Below are 18648 nucleotides of genomic sequence, written 5' to 3' on the forward strand. Positions count from 1 at the left end.
CAAACGTTCAGACTTCGTAATCAGCCGCCAACTCCTGAAACTCGTCCCACTCCGGAAGACGGTCGTCGTCGACCTCGCCGTGCGTCTCGAGGTAGCGCAGCAAGGCGTCGATTTCGTCTTTGAGGTCATACTTCGCTGCCTGCTCTCGGAGGTCCTCCTCATCGACATCGACGTGGCTGAGCAGGAGGAGGCAGTACGAACGGTGACGGCTGCCGTCGTCGATCAGTAGCGTGTGACAGCAGAGCTCCGCCGGCGCGACTGCGTCGAGATCCTCGGAGTAGACGTAGTAGCGATGGCCGGTGAGCAGGAACTGGAGGTCGAAGGCCGCGAATCGAGCGAGGCCGGTTTCGTGGAATCCCTCTGCCTCGATCTCCGTCTCGGCCTGCGCGAGGAATTCATCGTAGTCCTCCCAGAGAATCGTGCCCTTCGGGGCGACGGCTTCGAGGCGTTGACGATGCAGATGGTGTGCGAGTTCCCGGGCGAACTCGTAGAGGTGGTCGAAATCGGCGTTGAAGTCATAGCGGCCGTCGGCCGTCCCGACGAGACCACGGTCACGAAACCGCTTGAGGACGCGGTTGACCGTGTTGCGGTAGTTGTCGCTCCGGCCGGCGATCTCGGAGACGGTTCGCGGCTGGTCGAGGTAGTACAGCACCTCGAGTGCCTTGCTGGTCAGCAGTTCGGGGAAGTCGATGTGGGAGTGCTGACGGACGAGGTCCCGGTAGAGTTCGACGGCGCGAGCATCTGACGGGATGACTCGTTTTCGGCGGCCGTCGCGTTCCGTGTAGACGAGTCCCTTCTCGACGAGGTCGGCGACGGCACGAGAGAGGTAACTCTCGCTGTGGTCAAGCTTCGTCGCGAGCTCGGAGATCGTGTCGCCGCGGTCGACCGTGGCGAGGACCTCAAGCTCGATGCGCCGGAGCACGGCGTAACATAGTACGAAACTTATTTATAAAGAAGTTTCGAGTAGTGTTACAGACAGCCATTATGAGAACCGTCTCCATCGTATTAACCAACAAAACTATGGAGTCGCGGGTAGTGTTGGTTAACACGAGAGCAGCCGATGTCCTACGAACCCCCGACCCCACCGGCGAACCTCCCAACGGAGATCGTCAACACGCTCAACGAAGCCACATCGGCGCATCTTCGGGACGTTGCCAGCTACGCCGAGGCGTTGGCCAAATACAAGGAGCGTGAAGCTCGTCTCAAGGAGGAAGAGGCGGCCGCCGCCGACGTCGAGGAGCGCCCCGATGACCTCCCGGACGACGTGCCAGCGAAGGCGACGATCACGATCAAGGAAATCAACGACAACCGCTACTACTACTGGCAGTGGCGGGAAGGAGATTCAGTGACATCGAAGTACAAAGGACCGGTGAATCCCGACGAGTGAACTCAACTCGGGGCTCCCACCCTACGTTGCCGTCGTTTCCCCACGGTCTCCGTATCATCGATGGTATCGGCGACAAGAAAATCGTAGAACACACCCCCGTTTTCGAGTTGTAAATGGGAGAGGGCAAGGAGATACCACAGTACATCGACCGGCACGTCAAATCTCTTGACTCACCCACCCCCCGTTTTCGAGTAGTAACGAGACATCCCGACGAAGGACACCCCCCATTTTCGAGTAGTAAGTGTGGGGTGAATACAGGCGGGATTAGTTCTTACTCCGGAACTGCTTCAGCCGTTCGCGGACAACCGCGCTGATAGTCGCCTCTTCGTGAGCTAGATCTTCGAACCGGGAATCCTCACGGATCGTCTCCATGATCGTTTCCGGATCCTCGGAGAGGGAGAAATACATATGCACTCCTCTGCCTCGCCCCTTGCCCCGACGCTCGAAGTCCAACACACCGTACGTACTCTGTTCTGTGACGTGATTTACGAACGTCTCGCGACTGTACTGGTCTGCGTCCATCGTATCAGCAATGAATTGGTACGTCTTGAACGCAGGTCCAGCTGGGATCCACTCAGGATGTTCTCTTGCGTAGTTGGCCGTCGCCGCCACGGCGTAGATAGAGAGTTTCTTTTGAGTTGAAATGCCGCTGATATGGCGGAGCTTGCGGTTTTCGGTGTATTTCTCCTGGGCTTCACGGACATCAGTCTCGGTAACTGTGTCAGCTCCACGCCGCTCAGCTAATTCGCCAGCCCATCTGAGGAGATCAATCGCTTTCCGCGCATCCCCGTGCGTTTGGGAGCCGAACGCAGCAACAAGCGGAACAACGTCATCTGCAAGTGAGTCTGGCTTGAAGGCGTCCCGCCGGTTGCGGAGAATACTACGGAGTTGGTTCGCATCGTAATCGTCGAAGAAGATATCGTCAGGGTTGTAAGAACTCTGTGCGCGGCTGTTGAGGTCCTTCATAAAGTCGGCGTAGTTCGTGATCGTCGTGAGCGAGATGGGACCATCAAAGTCAGCGAGTTTGCGAGCCCGTGAAAGCTGGTAGATGAGAGAATTGTACTCTGCCTCCTGATACGGTCCCTCGAGCATATCGATTTCATCGAGAATGAAGATGACACCGTCGTAATACTCTCGCATCAGTTCGTACAGTCGCTCCAGCTTCTGATCCGTTGAGACACCGGTTTGGGGAACACCAGGATCAACGCCAAGGTCGTCGGCAGCAGCTTTGACTAACCGATAGACAGCCCGATCTGCGGTCTTCGGCCCCTCGCAGTTGATTGAAATGACCCCGAAGGTCTTGCCTTGGGATTCACACAGTTCGACGATCTGTTTACAGACTGCATGAATGATGAGCGATTTCCCCGTTCCAGAGGGACCACTCAGAAGCATATCGGGGATCCCCTCATTCTGGAGGATCGGTTTTAGATTGTCGACGACACGGCCCAGCTGGTCGTCACGACCGACGATACGATCCTCGTCGATGATGGTATCTGACCGGACGAGGTCTTTGTTCGCGAATACCCCACCGGACGACTCGGTTTGGAGCCGATCACGAATTGAGATACCGCCACCGTCGCCGTTAGTTGCTTCTTGAGACGAATCGGCGGGATCTGATCCGTTTCCGAAGGTCGCTTGTGACGTGCCAGGAGACTCCACCTCCTCATCCATCGATTCGGGGTTTTCAGGATCAGCAGCAGAAGATTCACCACCCTCCTCACCTTCCGGATTATTCGATCCTGCTCTACGTCCCTCTCGTCCCATTATGAACCCCCTCGAACTCTGGGTATAAAAATATGGACCCTTGTGGAGTTGTAACCGGGCGAAAACAGGCTATCTAACGACTACAGACCCGTATCCTCTGGATGAGTCAGATACCGTCTTCGGAATCTATCACCCTCCGTTGTCGAGTTGTAACGGTTCGACGAAGCTCGCTATCGTCGAACTTCCTCGATGACCCGGACCCCCCATTTTCGAGTTGTAAGATGTTGGGGGCGGTAACACACCTGGTTCGATGCTCCCACCCTCATGTTGTAAGGAGAAGTGAGTCGAGGTGGGTCTCGGAGCAAAATCCACATAATCCGGATTTTGTGAATGATGCTCAGGGTGATACGGTCTTTCTCACACTCCCCGTTTTCGAGTAGTAAGCGCCAGAATGATTGCGAACGAACGACGCTCGTAGAATCCGTTCACGAGTGAGAGGAATACCAGGTTTCGGATATGATTGCTGGTGAAGCCGCTTTGGTGATCTCGAATGTTTCACCCCCTCCCCCCTTTTTCGAGTTGTAAACTCGTAGCCTCGGGGAGGGGGTGAACAGCAAGAGGGACTGCAAAGCAGCCGATAGTGGCGAATATGCACGATAGATAGGTTGAGTGTCTAATCTTCCAACTCACAACTAGATATGCGAAAGTTTATGTCACACCCTATCTTACCATAACCGTACTAGAGACGAATAGAATATATCGTCTAGCTGAGCTAGACGATTGATGTCTCGGGATGTAGATAACGACTCCATCTCGCTTGTGGTTCTCATCCCGCGTATTATCGCGTCTTACCACCTCTACACCAACTTTAGTTACCTCAACTCTCGCTACACTACGTCTTGGATAGCCTGTTCCCCGCGACTTACAACTCGAAAAAGGGGGGAGGGGGTTCGTCAGGTTCAGTCCGTGATACCGACTACATGTGTTCCACTGAGCTCACGCCGGATGTCGTTCTAGTTCCAGTCAAAGCGAGACAGTATACTCTCGACAGCTCGGACCAGCTGCGTATCGTAAGGAGATGCATCGAGGTGTCGATCTCTTTGTGAGCGAGGACAACGCGGTCCCGCGAGGATTTCTCGTCGTCGACGATCACGTACTCGATATCTTGTCCGGGATGGACGGCAAGGTCCTGAGTATTCTGTGTTTAGCTTTCTCGGTGTCAGCGGATATCCTGCTCTGCCCCGAACTTCTGGGACGTTCCGGAGGCTCTGCCCAGTTCTTGCTTTCTGTTCAGTAGGTCGTTGTCGTCTCAAGAAAACGATCCTCCCGAGACACTCGTTGAGGAGGACAAGGCTCGGGACGTGACTGTTGAGGAAACGATTAGGATGACGGCATCGCGAAGGCTGACCGCGGCTACGTTTTGATGGTTCCGGGGAGTAGCCCGGCGACGAGATTCGAACACGACGGGGACCATTACTCGAGTGAGGTACAGAAAACAGCTGAAACACGGGTGTTCGATTTTCGGTCAATCGTCTCTTGGAATCGCTTGTGGAGTATATCCCAACGCTCCTCTAACTGGTCAACCTTCAGGTGAAGCACGTTACTTCCATATTGATGGACTCTTCGAGTCGAGTAAAGCAATAGCTGATTATTTTTTCGGAGATGCGTACTCATGAACGCCCTCAAGGAGGAGGACGCGCATTCCGAAATTGGGGGAGAATGTCGTATTAAAAAAGCGAGTCGAGTTCGTCCGCATCATCTCCAAGAATCGATTCGAGATGGCGATCCGAGGACCCAGCCCTCTCCGAATTCGTGGTCTGTGCTTCACTTCCGACTGATCGCAATTCTCGAAGTCGATCAGCACCTGATATACCAGAAAACAGAACAACGACTGCGACCGTGTTCGACTCTGGAAGTGGGTAATCACCGCCACGTATCGAAAGACACCCGGTTTGCTCTTCTACCCATGTTCGCCCACGTTCGATTCCTTTACGGGTGAGACTGTCACTGGGACCGGCGACGATAACGAGGCCGCGGTCGATCGAGACGTTGGCGGGTTCGACTGGGAGGGTGAGACGGCCAAGGGTTGCACGGCGAACGAGACTTGTTATCCGATTCGTTCCCCCAGCTGAATCCGGGGAAGACCCACTCGTAAATCGGGAGAGGAGGCCTGCCGACTCAGCACCGTTCTCCTCGTCGAGTGGCTGGGAGGCATATCCGAGTGTGGAGACACCACCGCCCTTGAGAGTGTTTATGATTTCGCTTGCATCGACGACACTTTCTGGATTCGCGGTTCCCATGTCAATGTCACCCGCTCCGAAGAGGACGCCAAGGCGAGTCGCGAGCTCTCGATTGATCGCTGTGTATCCGCCCGTCAGTGACTCGTTTGCCTGTCGATGGGCGTCGTTATCGAAGACAAGGAGGTTGTCCAGTTCCCGGACAGCAGTCTGTGAGGAGCGAGCGGCATTGAGTGAATAGAGCCCGCCTTCATTGGTGCTCGGGAGAATGCCGAGCCCATAAACCGGCTCAGTATACAGCTGCTTGAGGTGCCGGCCGACGACGGGAAGGGCACCACTTCCCGTCCCTCCACCGAGGGCAGCGACGAGGAGAAACGCATCGATTTCATGGACAGGAATCGTGTCGATGACGTGCTGGATCTCGGTGATATCTTCGGTGGTGATTGTGGCACCAAGCTCATTATCGCCACCGACACCCTGCCCGCCGACCTGTGACTGCCCGATGAGTACCCGTGCGTCCGCTGGAACGTGCTCGAGTGCGTTGAGATCAGCCGTTGCTGTGTTGACCGCGAGTGCATCATGGACGATGTGGCTGTTCGTTCGCTGATCGTACTCAAGGAGGGCATCAACGATTTTCCCACCCGCTTGGCCGAGACCGACGACGCCGAGTTTCATATGGGACCACCCTACCTACCCGGTAACAGTTTGTAAAGCCAGTTTCCCGGTTTCGGGTAGTGAAGCGGTGTACATCTGGTCGGAGCGAATGCCCCGGGACGTGACCCCCGCGGCGATTCACTGGTCAGACATTCGATCATCGTCCCAGGATCTCCGAACCGTCGAAGGTAACCGGTTGATACAATTGTGGCAGTATCGATATCCGACGGGATTCCGTGCGCCACAGTTTTGGCAGACAACAACCCAGTCATCTGCTTTTGAGGTATCCTGTTGCACCTTCCGTGCTTTGACCGCGATAGCAGGATGGGAATGGCGGCGACGTCGTAGACGGGGGAGTACGAAGAAATACCCGAAGACGAGCAGTACACCGATCGCAACAAGGGCGATTTTGGTTTCATCCGAGACCGTGATTGCGGACATCCATTGGCGAACAGAACGAACGAGTTCAGTCAGCATTTCGTCTAGAAGTGAAAGCTTCAATATGACATCCTGCACGGGCACTATTCGTGCAATCGTTCGCCAATGGTATCTCCGTTAAGCACGGTTTCGGATAGCGAATCCCAGAGTCCCATTAACAAGGAACGAACTCAAATCTCTGATTGGGTATCTATGATATCCGGAAACCCACGGTGAACGGAGATCACGATACCTCAAAAGCCGGTTGAAAACAGATTAGAGGTACCCTTCGATTCGTCGTGCCCACCCCTCGTCTGTAGCTCCCTTCCCCACCCCTGCCCCTTTCCACTACGGAACCCGACACTATTAGGAAAGATTGATACGACAACCGTAGCAAAAACTGAATACGAACGGTTGCGGGACGTCTTCGGACCGTGAAGCCAATCCCTCAATCGTACATACGCGGGGAAGCAACGCAGAGGTGGCATGGACTGTGAGCAAAGAATGGGAGCCAGAGAACGTGTTCGACGTCCTCGGGAGCGAGGTTGCTCGGCAAATTCTTGCGTTAGCCAGCCTCAAACCCCTGTCAGCCACCGAACTCGCCGAACACTGTGGGGTCTCGGAGCCAACGATTTATCGACGGATTCACGCGCTCCAGGAATACGATATGCTGGACGAACAGATGGAACTCGACGATGAGGGCCATCACTACAAACGATTCAGAACGAGTCTCAAGGAGGCACGGTTCCAGGTTGACGAAGGACAGTTCGATATCGATATCCAGCTCAAGAAAGACTACTCTGACAAGTTCACGGATTTCTGGAACGACCTCGAAAAGGGAGCGACAGAGGTCTCAAACGATACGAACGCAGACTCTCGTCACCGTGATAGTTCGTCGTCTGATCTCAGTGGTGGATAATCATGGCTGAGCCGCCGGAGTTCTGGAGTTTCCTCGTAGCCAATTCACTCCTGTTCATCGCCGGAGGAAGCTTGACCGTGCTCAGCTATCGAGCCTATCTTCGCATTCAACAACACAGCCTCCGCCTCGCAGCAGGAGGTTTCGCACTCATCACTCTCGGTGGCCTCCTCGACATCATCTATCAACTCGGTGTTCGGCAAGACTACAATCTTGGTGCCCGTGAATCGCTTGCGCTTCAAACGCTTGATAGCCTGGTTATTACTGCAGGACTTGTCGTTATTTTCTATGCCCTATCTCGGTACTGACTGTTTACGACGAAAGCCTGTTGGACGCTATATTCCGGACTTGGTTGATCATAATCCGTTGGATTAATCAGTTGTCGTAGGTGACGGTGAGTTCGGTGGTCGGTCTTCTTCATTTAGAGCATCCGGTTGTGGGGCTTCTCCAAACCCGCAACTAATAATGCGGATGAGGGCATCCTCAACGGATTCATCGAGTTCTGTTACGTCCTCCGTCTCAAGTTCAACGACAAACCCTGTTGTGATGTTCGGTGCCGTCGGAATGAACACTACATCACGTCCATCCGACGCACGATTTCCAGTCTTGAATCCAGTCATATACATCCCGGGCCACGTTTCAACTCGCACTGGCGTGCGTAGGTGGTCAGTGCCGTCAACAACCGTCTCGATTCCCATTTTCGAGGCGTTATAGACGATTCGCAATCCAGGGATACGATTCACGAGCGTATCCAGTGTGGCTTCAACGATTGTTCCAGTCGTCGTCCGCATTAATGAGCCGGTGACCAAGACGAGCCCAGCGAACCCGGCGAGAACGATTGCGACGCGAACGATTGGTGGCTGCACAGCATTCAATACCGGGAAACTAGCAAGCACACTGTATATCCATATGACAACATACGCTATGACGAGAAGCGGAGCAAGAACAACGAGACCACTCGCTGCATCTCCTCGCCACGTTGTGAATCGGCCAGGCATATAATTAATCCAGCCACCCCCAGCAGTCATCGCGTTTGGTAGAGATAAGAGTCATAACGTGAGACGGCAAAATATCCACATCGATTTCTTGGAGTGAATTGGCCCTGCTACCGGATCGAAAGCAGAGATGAGTCATAATTCCTCGTTCATAGTTTCATTCCCCGAAAGCTAGGTACCACATAGCGACCAGCTTCTCGGAGACTTCCTACAGTTTCGTCATTTGTAACGCTCCATCTCCTTCCTTATCAGCACAACGTAAGGTCACACGTGGACGATGAACGGAAGAAAACTTGTTACTAGCCTCGTGGTCATAATGTTCTTGGTGGGCGCAACGCCAATGGGCGCCCTTGCGCAGGGAGCGTCAGATCCCCAGCCGGTACTGCTGGACCAAGACACGACCCATATTGCGGACATCACCGTTGACGGACAACAGTACAGCGTCTACGAACACAAGAACGTCTTCTCCTGGGCCAGTGGCATTGACATCTATACGAATGGTGAGCGTGTCACCTCGGAATCAACTGCTGAAGCGGTTCTTACAGCACTCGCACAACGACGGGCCGTTCAAGACCTCGGAGCGGAAGACATCAATCAACTCCGCACGACGTCACAGAACACCAGCACGGCAGCAACCAACGTCTCATCGACGGCCACTGCAATCAACGAGACGCTCGTGTACATGGAGCGGATGAAAGCGGTCCGTGAAAACGGGACGACGGTCTATAACGCGTCAGTCGAGGCAGCACCCCAGATCCCCGAATTCAACGAAACCGCACGCGAACTGCACCCGGAACTTCGCTCTTTCGAGAACGCTTCGACCGCGTACCGGTCGAATGCGACAGCTCTCATCGAACTGCTCGAACAGCGGGAGAACGGAACTGACGTCGACCCCCAACGGCTCTATGATCAGTACGCAGCGACGCTCGACGCGAAAGACGATCTCTCGGATCATCTCGGATACAGCAGTATTGCCGAGCCGCTCGGCGAGGTGGCCAGCACGAGCGAGACCATCGCGATGAACGTGTCGTCAGTTCCCGAACGCGGAAATGAGACGGCACAACACTTCTGGAGGGTCCATAACGAGTCGGCTGTCGCTGCAAACCAAACCGCAGCACTCGGCCTCGACGACTTCGAGTTCGACGACGTCCAAGACCGGGCCGAATCACTCGAAGAGGACTGGATGGAGGAGTGGAACTCGCGGCGGAGTCCCGCGTCCACAGTCTATCAGTCGATAGCTGCGATTGTGGTCGGTATTGCTGCGGTGGGTGGATACATCGCCTGGCGTCGGCGCTAATTTCGTCGCCCTCCCACTCGATCGATAGCTGTGTGAATCAGGGCGGAAGGACACAACTCACTTTGATTGAGTGAGTTCGGACTCATTGCGTCCACCATCGAAATCCCTGCCCAGAAACTCCTCGATATATACTTCCCAGGGGTCTGCACAGAGCCGTTCGAGACACGGCGGCTGGGGCGTATCGACGAGATCTCGCCGAACAATCTCTGTGTGTCGTGTTGTGATCGGAAAGGCTGTTCCACAGCGCGAACACGTGTGTTCATCTTTGGTTCCATGTTTCCACGTCCGAGTCCGTTGCAGTTAGTTGGGCGAGTTCTCTCCTTAGCGATCTGAAGCCACGAATGTTGGAATGATAAATTCCCACATTGTCCAAGAGAACGCACCAATAGTGATTAGCCAGAAGAGCAATCCGAGCAGTAAGAAAGGGAGACTCTCCTGGAGGCTCTCCGCGTACCATGACTGCGTATAGATGAGTAGAGCCGTACCACCACCAACACCACCACAGTGGACAAGCACTTTGGTCAACTGCTCGTCTACTGGGAGGGAATTCGTCTGTTCTTCAGTAGTCGCCATTTTGATTGACTGTGAGCTCTGTTGGCTTTAGATATGGAGGTCGCCTTCAGAAGGCGAAAAACAAGAGATTAGCCGTGTTCTTTATAGAGGAGAGATGGCTCCTCCTCGGACATCAGCGCGGGCTCTGTCCACGGACACTCTGGATGTTCCACTCCCAACAGAGCTTTAGAAACGAAGATGCACTGTATGCCGCCAAGAACAACCGACCCAACATCGCCCAGCAGTTCGACGGTTAGGCGTACGTCTGGTAGGTGATGAACGCAGCTATTGCGAGAGAGACGACACCAAGCCCACGGGCGACCCACGTCCACCGGGCAGAAATCGCTTCGTCAGTGCCGTAGTCCCCGCGGCGTCGACGGGTCGGGCCGACGAACACGGACATCCGGAGCATGGTTCGCGGCGCGGCGAGGAACGCGACGCCGAGCGCGGCGCCGAGGACGACCGCAAGGAGTTCGCGTATCCCGGGCATCTACGAGCGAAGCCGTTCGATGCGCTTCTCCATTGGCGGGTGCGTCGAGACGATCCGCTGGAGGAAGCCACGGTCGGGACTGGAGATACAGAGTGCGCTCACCTGCTGGTCGATGTTCGCGTCGCGGCGCCGGTCACCGCGGGCGCGGCCACGACTTCGCTGGGCATTCCGGGCTGACTCGCGGGCTTGCTGGTTACCCTGATCGATTTTCTCAAGGGCACGGGCGAGCGGGTCGCCGGAGCCGATGGCACGTCTCGCGTCGGCGTCGGCGACGTACTCGCGGTACCGAGAGATGGCGAGCACGAAGATCATCACAACGAACTGGACGATGTTGCCGACGACGATGGCGAGGAAGAAGTCTGCGAGGTCGTTGTCGCCCGTGAACAGGACAGCGAACTGCGCGACGATCGCCACGATCGAGGCGATGCCCTGTCCGAGTTGCATCGTGATGACGTCGCGGTTGTCGATGTGGGCGATTTCGTGGGCGATGACGCCCTCTAGTTCGTCGCGGTCGAGCAGCTGGATGAGTTCCCGAGAGATGACGACGGTACCGTTGCCGCGACGGCCAACCGCAAACGCGTTCGGTACGCCCATGCTGGCGATCTTCAGCGACGGTTTCTTCATATTCTTGTCGCGGCAGACCTGCTCGACGAACTGGTGAATCTGCGAGTACTGGGTCTCGGAGAGGTCCTCGGCACCGACGCTTCGTAAGGCAGCCCACTTCCCGATTTTGTACTGGATGCCGATGAGGAGGAGACTGCCGACGATGGCGATCGGGAGGATTCCCTGGCCGAACACCACCATCGCGACAGCAACAGCGACGAGATAGAACGCTGCGAGGATAGCACCGACGAATGCCATCCGGATCTTGAGCCCGAAATGTCTCATACGGGTTGGTTACGAAGTCAGTCTTATAAACCCGGTTACTACATAACGATTAGATCATCTATTGCTACGTCAGTGAAGTTCCTCGGCGCACCGGGTGCCTACGAGGTCGACTGGTGGAGTCCAGCACCCAGAGAGGACTGGGAGCCGGTCGAGTGTGGCGAGTTTGACGACTTCGAGGAGCTAGAAGACGTGTCACATCTGGCTTAGGGCGGCGGATTCCCTTTGCTAGATGAGAGGGCCACTTATCCGAGCAGGAAATGTAGAGCGTGGTGTATGCCCGAAGAAGTGCTGTTCAAATCCGAAAGCGCCCAGAGCCGGGACGAAATCGCGTCGTACCTCCGGAGCGTCGCCGAAAAGCTCGAACAGGGAGGTCCGATCACCCTGAAATCGGGGGCAGAGTCCGTCACGATGGATCCTCCAGCACGGCCGACATTCGAAGTGAAAGCCGAACGCGAAGGACCGACTGATGGCCCTGGAGAATTGAGCATCGAGTTCGAACTTGAATGGGACGAGAACAGTAAGGGCGGCGAGGGCAACTCTGGGAGTCTCGAGATCGAGTAGGTACGGCAAGGAGGTTCTAACGACCTTCACATCTCCGTTATATCAGTTCAGGTCGACACCTGCTGGTCGAGCGGGTCTTCGAGTTCGCCCATTACCGTTTCCAGAGCGTCGGTTGCGGTGAGGAGTCCCACGACGTCACCATCTTCGAGGACGAGCGCGAGTTCCTGGTCCTCGGCCTGGAACTGATCGAATGCATCGCTGACGTTCGTTTCCGCCGCGAGTGTCATTGGAGGGGCCGCGATCTCTTTGAAGGAGATGTCGCTGTCTACGAGATCCTCATAGTGGTCGATGATCGACGGTGCGTACACGATTCCGTGGAAGTCGGTCAGCTCCTCACCAACTAGTGGAAATCGGGTGTGTGGCGTGTTTCGGATGCAATCAAAGTTCTCGTCGACTGAGCGGGTGGTTGAGAGGGAGATAATGTCGTCTGCTGGAACCATAATCTCGCTGATCGAGAGTTCGTCGATGTCGAGTGCGCCAAGGACTTCGTCGCGGCGCTCCTCCGGAAGTTCGCCCTCTTCGAGAAGCGAGTGCAGGCGATTGCGGAGCTGGGCTCGTGATTCGAGGACCTCTTCTTCGGTTTCGAGCCACGCACCGGTCATCTCGACGCCGAACAGCTTGAGCGTGGCCTTGGCGATCCAGTCGCCGAATGTAATGAGCGGAGAGATAAGCCAATTGAACCAGTACAGAGGTGTGGCCCCGTACCGACACACCATCCGGGAGCGTTCAACGCCGAGATACGTCGGTGTCTGCTCGCCGTGGGTGAGATGCAGGAGATTGATGATCGCAAAGGCGATGATCGCACCTGCACCGATGGACGCCAGTGCGGTATTGGCAAAGTACGGTTCGAAGAGCGCGGCGAGAGCCGGCTCGGCTACGATCCCGACTGCGATACTGGAGGCCGTAATACCAACCTGGCACGTGGTCAGATAGATCTCCAGATTATTCGTCATCTCCCAGGCCCGTTCGAGAGTCGGATTTCCGTCGACGAATTCCGCTTCACTAAATTGACGCGCTCGTGTCAACGCGAACTCGATCGCTACGAAAAAGCCGTTGGTCAGTATGAGGAGAACGCCAGCAACTAGGCGGAGCGTCAGCTCAAGCGGGGTCATTACCCCACGCTACTGGATCAGGTGGTATATAAGCACAGGAATCTCGGCGAAATTCGGTGATTGAAACTAATGGCACCCTCTCACGTTTGATCCATCAGAAGGGCTATACCAGCTTGTTAAACAATGAGCAACGTAGGTATATGGTAGCGTCACTCGACACAGCCCACTTCGATATTGGATTCTATGCTCTCCAGGCCACTTCCAGAAATCTCTACTCCGAGATGTCGATCACGCTCATTGGAAGTGTGGTTCTCTTCGTGCTCCTCGTCCTCTCTGCGTTCTTTTCGTCCTCGGAAATTGCGTTGTTCTCGCTTGCCAAGCACCGCATTGATGCACTGGTCGAAAAAGGCAGCCCTGGTGCCATCACGGTTGCCGATCTGAAGTCGAACCCCCACCGACTACTTGTGACAATTCTCGTGGGCAACAATCTGGTCAACATCGCGATACACAAAACCGATCGTCGCCGATTTCGTGGGCGACAATCGTCCGGAGATCATCGTCGTCGACGTCAAAGGGACGGTCTTCGTCCTCAACCCGAACGGGACGGCCGTGTGGTCGAAACAGCTCTCCTCGTACACGTGGGGGCAGCCGGCTGTCGCGGATTTCGATGGAGACGATGATCCCGAACTGACGGTCGCGACCGGCGGGACTGGTCGGCTGTACCTCTTTGAGCAGAACGGCTCGATGGCCTGGAATCAACCCCAGTCGTACGAGGGATCAATTACCTGGATGACGACGGGGAAGGCAGACGATGACGATGCCGTCGAGATCGTGGTCGCGACGGCGTCCACCGGCCGTGTCTCGATGGTCGATGGTGCGTCCGGAGAGCGTGAGTGGACCCGCAATCTTGGAAGCTATGCCGCGGTCCACGCGTTCGGTGATGGCGATGGAGACGGCACTCCCGAGGTCTATGCTGTTGCGAAGGACGGGAAACTCAGATGTCTCGATGCGACCACCGGCGAGACTGAGTGGACGACGACACTCACCACGGGGGATGTCCAGATGATGCCACCCCCCGCACTGGGCGATGTCGATGTCGATGGTGACCCGGAGCTGGTGGCCGTCACGAACGACGGGATCGTTTCGGTCGTCAATCCCGAATCCGGAACCATCCTGGGGAGGTACGAGCGTGAGGCGCCGATCTATACCCACCCACGGCTCGCAGATATCGATGGTGACGGCGATCTCGAGGCATTCGTCATGTACGCCCATGGCCGAGTCGTGGCGTTCGATTTCGAGTGAGACGGATGCGACGTGACTCTTTGTACGTTTGTGACGAACTCCAGGGGTAGGATGTTCTCCTCGAAGAAAGAACGATCAGGGATTGAATGGCTGGTAAATCGGCGGCTCGACATGCGGGATATGGATACCGAACACGGCGAGGCTGTGAGCAATTGGCATTACCCCGAGAACGAGGAATGCCATCCCGAGCACACGATGGAGCCGCTGCCGATGTGTGGCACCGATCGACTGGAGGACGGTTCCGTAAATAAACAGCGTCGGGAAGGTGCCGAGGCCGAGGATACCTAGTGTGAGGACGCCAGCGACTGGTGATCCGCGAGCAAACGCATAGAGGTAGGCCGGATACAGGATCGGACAGGGGAGCAGTCCGTGGATCAGTCCCAGACCAACGATCCCCGGGCCCTGTACCCATCCCCCGAGTGCCGTTTGGAGCCTCCCAAATTCACTGGCGGCCTGTCTCACGCCCGGCAGATCGGCCAGTCCATGCCCGCCGTGCCCACCCATGAGATAGTTGAGTCCCATGGCTAGGATGGCGATCCCGACGAGTATCCCGACGGCTGCTCGGAGCGTATCGCCGACAGTGATGATGGTCGCAGTACCAAAGAACAGTGCTCCCGCGAGGCCGAAAACACCACCGAGCGCAGCGTAGCTCACCGTCCGGCCGAGATTGAACAGGCCATGTTGCCTGACTTCATACGTGGAAACACCCGCTGACGAGCGAGACGAGTCATCTAGCTGGCTAGCATACATAGTGACCAGCGGTCCACACATCCCAAGACAGTGCGCACCGCCGAGAAGCCCGATAACGAAGAACGTCGCGAGTTCGAGATGCGCGGCAGACGGCAAGCCGGTGTGCAACGGGATGAACAGGTGAGCCATCTACACTCTGTCTATTCGATTGCGAAGGTAGCCGATTAGTTCTACTGACTGTACCGGCGAGATGTGGAGATACGAAGGGTGGAAGCCAGTCTTATCTAGAGCCTCGACCCACGATAGTGACCGTATCTGTTCCAGACAGTCCGTGTTCGCCGCTTTCGGTTCGCTCCCATTCGAGCCGGCCTTCAGATTCGTCCCCATCGAATCCAGTTTTGTCGGTCGGGAAGTGAAGCACGAGATCGTCTCGGCCGTCACCATCCACGTCCTCAACATGGCCATCGTGTGCCGGGCGTGCGCCATCTCCGTCGCCGACGACGTCGGGGGCTCCGAATCGGTACCGAACATCCTCACTTGTCGGATCGAACTCGTCCGTCTGGAGGACGGCGACCGGAATCACCCCCTTGCTATTCGGGTTGATCGAGTTCTGATCACTTCCCGGTTTGATATCGATTGCTAGGTCAGAAGGGAAGTGCGCGGCGACGTTCCCACTGAGTGAGGCAATACCGACGCCAGTGGCTGCCAGCCCAGCACTCACCCGCAGAAAACCCCGACGAGCGATCGACGCCTTATCTGACCTGTCGTTTCCAAGTTGTGCAGCATCGTAGTCTGGTGACGGATCCATGTCTCCACTCACCATCTCAGAGGCTGCAAGAATACCCGTTCTGGTCCGGTTCTCGAATAGCCTCCCCTACACGGTAGAGCTGCCAATAGCCGTTACGTTGAATGGTGTTTACGATATCTGTGAGGAATCCCATTCCAACCAACTGAGAGGAGACTGACGCCAGCGAGAAAGCCGAATCGGGAGAACGTCAGAACACCGAACAGAACCTCCAAGAACCCGGATAGGAACGCTATCACTCACTATCACCAAAGCCACTCGTTGACGCCTCTTGTTGGGTATAGCGACCGTTTCCCTGAGTAGCCGTCGGAGGACTCGACCGACTTTGATACGCAGTGTAGAGGATGAGCACGGCTATCGTGAAATCCAGGCCGTGTTCTATGACATGATGAACGATCATCGGAACAGCTCCGACAACCGTTCCCCATCCGACGAGCGTCCGGAGGACGAGGGCCCCCAGGGCAAGAGTGACCAACAGATATTCGCTCGATCGGCGTCGACGATACGCAGCTATCCCGAAACAAAAGAGTACCACAGTTCCGATTCCCGCGAGAAGTAGCCCGACGAAGAGCAATGGAGCGTACCCGGTCGGAACCCACTCCGCGGCCATCTCCGCGAGCACAGACTGTGCCATCGTTTCACTGCACCATTTTGTTCGAATTCGCTAAATCGTACTGGTCTGATTCCCGAATCACGTCTAGACGACATCCAGCACGACGATGGAAAGATATAGCTGACCGATTCCTGCTATGATCATCACACCAGCAGCAACGCGTTGTATCTGCCCAGCGTACCGCCCGAGATCGCGCCACGATTCAACACCGGCACTCGTGAGTAGAGTCACGCCAACCAGGGGAGCGGTCACCGACGCCGCATAGACACCCAGCACGGCAACTCCACCGGGAAGAGACAGTGTCACTGCTTGTGTAACGACTCCCAGAAAGAGCGGAACCACACAGCCTGCCGCGGCGAGCGCGTAAACTGCTCCAAATATACCGAATCCGAGGACGGACTCCGGCCGTTGAGGCAATGAGACATGCGCGGTCGGCGTGCGGTCGAATAAGACGAGGAGGCCGAACCCAACTAGCCCGACGCCAACAACTGGCTCCAGAAGTGGCAACATCGACGTGAGTCGCTGGCCGAGTGCGAACGCGAGACCGGCAATGATCCCCAGCGCGGTGAGCGAACCGATAGCTGCCGCCGCTGCCGACGGAATCCCCGGGGTGTCGCTCTCGCTCTGCTGGATGTAATAACCAACATATCCAGGTAGAAGCGGGAACGCACACGGAGCGAAGAACGTAGCGAGCCCCGCGCTCGCCGCAAAGACGACTGCGCCGTACAGTGCTGGCGACGTCATGTCGAATCGAGTGTTCGATCGAGCTCTGCTCGGAGTGTGGCTACATCCGTAACGCCGCCGTGCTCCCAGCGTACCGTTCCTGAAGCATCGACAATTGCAAGGTACGGCAGTCCGCCTGCCCCGAGCGCCGACATGAGGTCACTCTCGGGATCGAGTCCGACTGTCCAATTGCCGTCGTGGTTTCGCCACCACTCTCTGATGTCGTCCTTCGAGAGCGTTCCACCGACACGCTCGTTCGTCACGGATACGAACGTGACGCGGTTTGCGTACTCGGGGTAGACGGAACTGAGAGCGTCCATCTGTTCCTTGCAGGGCGCGCACCACGTCGCAAAGAGATCGATGATAGTGGGTGTCCCAGGGACCGGAATCTGTTTCTGCCCCGCCTCGGAGCCCGAAGCATCGATGGTCTCGACGGTGACGGGAAGACCGGACGTGTCGCCCACAGGCAAACCGTTCTGCATCGCCCAGACGCTACCGCCGGTCAGACCAATCCCGGCGAGTGCGGTCAGAACCCGACGTCGATTCATGCGTTTCTGACGTTCTTCAGATCAGCGATGATCTGCTCGGCGTTTGGTGACTTCGTCCGATACGCACGCTCGACGTAGCCGTCGGCGTTGACGAGTAGTGTCATCGGCGTATGGACGAATTTGTAGTCCCCGTGGTCGTGGTGGTGTCCGTCGCCGCTCTCGGTCTGGTTCTGGCTACTGTCAGTGGATGGGGTCGTTGATTGTTTCTGGAACGCCACGCCGAACTGTTCTTGAATGACTTGTTTCGCCCGCTCTTTCGATTGCGGACGGAGGAAGTGCCAGTTTCCGGCGTCCGCATCGACGTTCATCTTCTCGGCATACTGACGGAGTCGGTCCGCGGTGTCCCGCGCCGGGTCGAACGTAAGGGGGAAGAATTCGACCTGCTCACCGTAGCCGTTATTGAGCGCGTGTGTCTGGACGTTCCGCATCGTCGAAGTCAACACGGGGCACACGGTCGGACAGTAGGTATAGATAAACGTTAGCAGGCGGGGTTTCTCGACCGTCCGAATGCCCACCTGACGATTTTCTAACGGAGCGGGAACCGTTACGTCGGGGATTTGTTCGCCCCAGGCGGGATAGGGGACGTCGGAACTCGAGAACTGTCGGTCCGGCTCCGCAAGAACGACATTCGGGTTCGAGTCAGTAACTCCGAGACAACCTGCTGTACCAACGACACCAAGCGCTGTGAGCCCTTGGAGATAGTTCCGTCGCTGCATACTCATTTGTGACGCTATCCGTTCTGGGTCTGAAAGCCGTGTGGTTGGGTTCTCGAATCCGGCAGTGCAGTGGGAAGCAACTACCGCTCGTAGAGATGGCC

21 protein-coding genes and 2 pseudogenes are annotated in these 18648 nt (G+C 56.3%); 9 read left to right on the forward strand and 14 right to left on the reverse strand.

The features are described from left to right. Positions 1-7: 7 nt before the first annotated feature. Positions 8-922 carry a MarR family transcriptional regulator gene (locus tag MXB53_RS14095; RefSeq protein WP_248898242.1) on the reverse strand — a complete coding sequence of 305 codons (915 nt, stop codon included), beginning with the start codon at positions 920-922 and terminating at the stop codon, positions 8-10. Positions 923-1060: 138 nt separating this feature from the next. On the opposite strand from MXB53_RS14095, the gene MXB53_RS14100 reads away from it, so the two are divergent. After that, a complete protein-coding gene (locus MXB53_RS14100; protein ID WP_165896085.1) occupies positions 1061-1387 on the forward strand; it encodes a DUF6788 family protein in 327 nt (108 codons plus the stop codon). 264 nt (positions 1388-1651) lie between these two features. Here MXB53_RS14100 and MXB53_RS14105 read toward each other — a convergent pair whose 3' ends face one another. Continuing rightward, positions 1652-3058: a Cdc6/Cdc18 family protein gene (locus MXB53_RS14105; protein ID WP_049987880.1), complete on the reverse strand. Its 1407-nt coding sequence runs from the start codon at positions 3056-3058 to the stop codon at positions 1652-1654. Positions 3059-4193: 1135 nt separating this feature from the next. On the opposite strand from MXB53_RS14105, the gene MXB53_RS15985 reads away from it, so the two are divergent. Continuing rightward, positions 4194-4388, forward strand: a complete 195-nt coding sequence (locus MXB53_RS15985; RefSeq protein WP_156105783.1) for a hypothetical protein — start codon at positions 4194-4196, stop codon at positions 4386-4388. 430 nt (positions 4389-4818) lie between these two features. On the opposite strand, the gene MXB53_RS14115 is transcribed toward MXB53_RS15985, so the two are convergent. Beyond that, on the reverse strand, positions 4819-6003 hold the full coding sequence (locus MXB53_RS14115) for a tubulin/FtsZ family protein (RefSeq protein ID WP_165896084.1): 1185 nt from the start codon (positions 6001-6003) through the stop codon (positions 4819-4821). 117 nt (positions 6004-6120) lie between these two features. Next, the gene (locus MXB53_RS15990; protein ID WP_425601223.1) at positions 6121-6459 is read right to left on the reverse strand and encodes a DUF7577 domain-containing protein; all 339 of its coding nucleotides are present in this window, start codon (positions 6457-6459) and stop codon (positions 6121-6123) included. 433 nt (positions 6460-6892) lie between these two features. Between MXB53_RS15990 and MXB53_RS14120 the strand changes: the two genes are divergently transcribed. Together MXB53_RS14120 and MXB53_RS14125 are read left to right on the forward strand one after the other, a co-directional pair. Continuing rightward, positions 6893-7318: an ArsR/SmtB family transcription factor gene (locus MXB53_RS14120; RefSeq protein WP_049987698.1), complete on the forward strand. Its 426-nt coding sequence runs from the start codon at positions 6893-6895 to the stop codon at positions 7316-7318. A 2-nt stretch (positions 7319-7320) separates the two neighbouring features. Further along, positions 7321-7623, forward strand: coding sequence for a DUF7521 family protein (locus tag MXB53_RS14125; RefSeq protein WP_165896083.1), 303 nt, complete (start codon positions 7321-7323; stop codon positions 7621-7623). Positions 7624-7686: 63 nt separating this feature from the next. Here MXB53_RS14125 and MXB53_RS14130 read toward each other — a convergent pair whose 3' ends face one another. After that, complete coding sequence (locus MXB53_RS14130) at positions 7687-8313, reverse strand: DUF502 domain-containing protein (protein WP_248898243.1); 627 nt, start codon at positions 8311-8313, stop codon at positions 7687-7689. A gap of 274 nt (positions 8314-8587) precedes the next feature. Here MXB53_RS14130 and MXB53_RS14135 point away from each other — a divergent pair, with 274 nt between their 5' ends. Beyond that, complete coding sequence (locus tag MXB53_RS14135; RefSeq protein ID WP_248898244.1) at positions 8588-9607, forward strand: hypothetical protein; 1020 nt, start codon at positions 8588-8590, stop codon at positions 9605-9607. Between the two features lie 805 nt (positions 9608-10412). Here the strand turns inward: MXB53_RS14135 and MXB53_RS14140 are convergent. Further along, positions 10413-10649, reverse strand: a complete 237-nt coding sequence (locus tag MXB53_RS14140) for a DUF6199 family natural product biosynthesis protein (RefSeq protein WP_049987701.1) — start codon at positions 10647-10649, stop codon at positions 10413-10415. Continuing rightward, entirely contained in the window at positions 10650-11510 is an 861-nt protein-coding gene (locus MXB53_RS14145) for a M48 family metallopeptidase (RefSeq protein WP_165896137.1), read from the reverse strand. It abuts the gene before it with no gap. Between the two features lie 99 nt (positions 11511-11609). Between MXB53_RS14145 and MXB53_RS15690 the strand changes: the two are divergent. Together MXB53_RS15690 and MXB53_RS14150 are read left to right on the forward strand one after the other, a co-directional pair. After that, positions 11610-11744: pseudogene (locus tag MXB53_RS15690) on the forward strand (DUF7567 family protein); the annotation flags it as partial. Positions 11745-11810: 66 nt separating this feature from the next. After that, positions 11811-12098: an amphi-Trp domain-containing protein gene (locus MXB53_RS14150; protein WP_049987556.1), complete on the forward strand. Its 288-nt coding sequence runs from the start codon at positions 11811-11813 to the stop codon at positions 12096-12098. 47 nt (positions 12099-12145) lie between these two features. Here the strand turns inward: MXB53_RS14150 and MXB53_RS14155 are convergent, their stop codons facing one another. Continuing rightward, on the reverse strand, positions 12146-13210 hold the full coding sequence (locus tag MXB53_RS14155) for a CNNM domain-containing protein (protein ID WP_049987555.1): 1065 nt from the start codon (positions 13208-13210) through the stop codon (positions 12146-12148). A 221-nt stretch (positions 13211-13431) separates the two neighbouring features. Here MXB53_RS14155 and MXB53_RS14160 point away from each other — a divergent pair. Both MXB53_RS14160 and MXB53_RS14165 read left to right on the forward strand, forming a co-directional pair. Further along, a pseudogene (locus tag MXB53_RS14160) lies at positions 13432-13656 on the forward strand (CNNM domain-containing protein); the annotation flags it as partial. Positions 13657-13681: 25 nt separating this feature from the next. Next, entirely contained in the window at positions 13682-14452 is a 771-nt protein-coding gene (locus MXB53_RS14165) for an outer membrane protein assembly factor BamB family protein (RefSeq protein ID WP_248898245.1), read from the forward strand. Between the two features lie 75 nt (positions 14453-14527). Here the strand turns inward: MXB53_RS14165 and MXB53_RS14170 are convergent, their stop codons facing one another. The 6 genes from MXB53_RS14170 to MXB53_RS15695 all read right to left on the reverse strand — a co-directional run bounded on the left by MXB53_RS14170 (position 14528) and on the right by MXB53_RS15695 (position 18547). Then, positions 14528-15331 carry a sulfite exporter TauE/SafE family protein gene (locus MXB53_RS14170; RefSeq protein ID WP_248898246.1) on the reverse strand — a complete coding sequence of 268 codons (804 nt, stop codon included), beginning with the start codon at positions 15329-15331 and terminating at the stop codon, positions 14528-14530. A gap of 91 nt (positions 15332-15422) precedes the next feature. Beyond that, a complete protein-coding gene (locus tag MXB53_RS14175) occupies positions 15423-15950 on the reverse strand; it encodes a hypothetical protein (protein WP_248898247.1) in 528 nt (175 codons plus the stop codon). Between the two features lie 232 nt (positions 15951-16182). Then, positions 16183-16581, reverse strand: coding sequence for a DUF7471 family protein (locus tag MXB53_RS14180; protein ID WP_248898248.1), 399 nt, complete (start codon positions 16579-16581; stop codon positions 16183-16185). A 63-nt stretch (positions 16582-16644) separates the two neighbouring features. Continuing rightward, a complete protein-coding gene (locus tag MXB53_RS14185; protein WP_248898249.1) occupies positions 16645-17304 on the reverse strand; it encodes a cytochrome c biogenesis CcdA family protein in 660 nt (219 codons plus the stop codon). Beyond that, positions 17301-17831: a TlpA family protein disulfide reductase gene (locus MXB53_RS14190; protein WP_248898250.1), complete on the reverse strand. Its 531-nt coding sequence runs from the start codon at positions 17829-17831 to the stop codon at positions 17301-17303. The genes MXB53_RS14185 and MXB53_RS14190 overlap by 4 nt, the downstream gene beginning before the upstream one ends. Next, entirely contained in the window at positions 17828-18547 is a 720-nt protein-coding gene (locus tag MXB53_RS15695) for an SCO family protein (RefSeq protein WP_283102417.1), read from the reverse strand. The genes MXB53_RS14190 and MXB53_RS15695 overlap by 4 nt, the downstream gene beginning before the upstream one ends. Positions 18548-18648 lie beyond the last annotated feature (101 nt).

The sequence above is a fragment of the Haloplanus sp. XH21 genome, from assembly GCF_023276355.1.
GTDB classification, from domain to species: domain Archaea; phylum Halobacteriota; class Halobacteria; order Halobacteriales; family Haloferacaceae; genus Haloplanus; species Haloplanus halobius.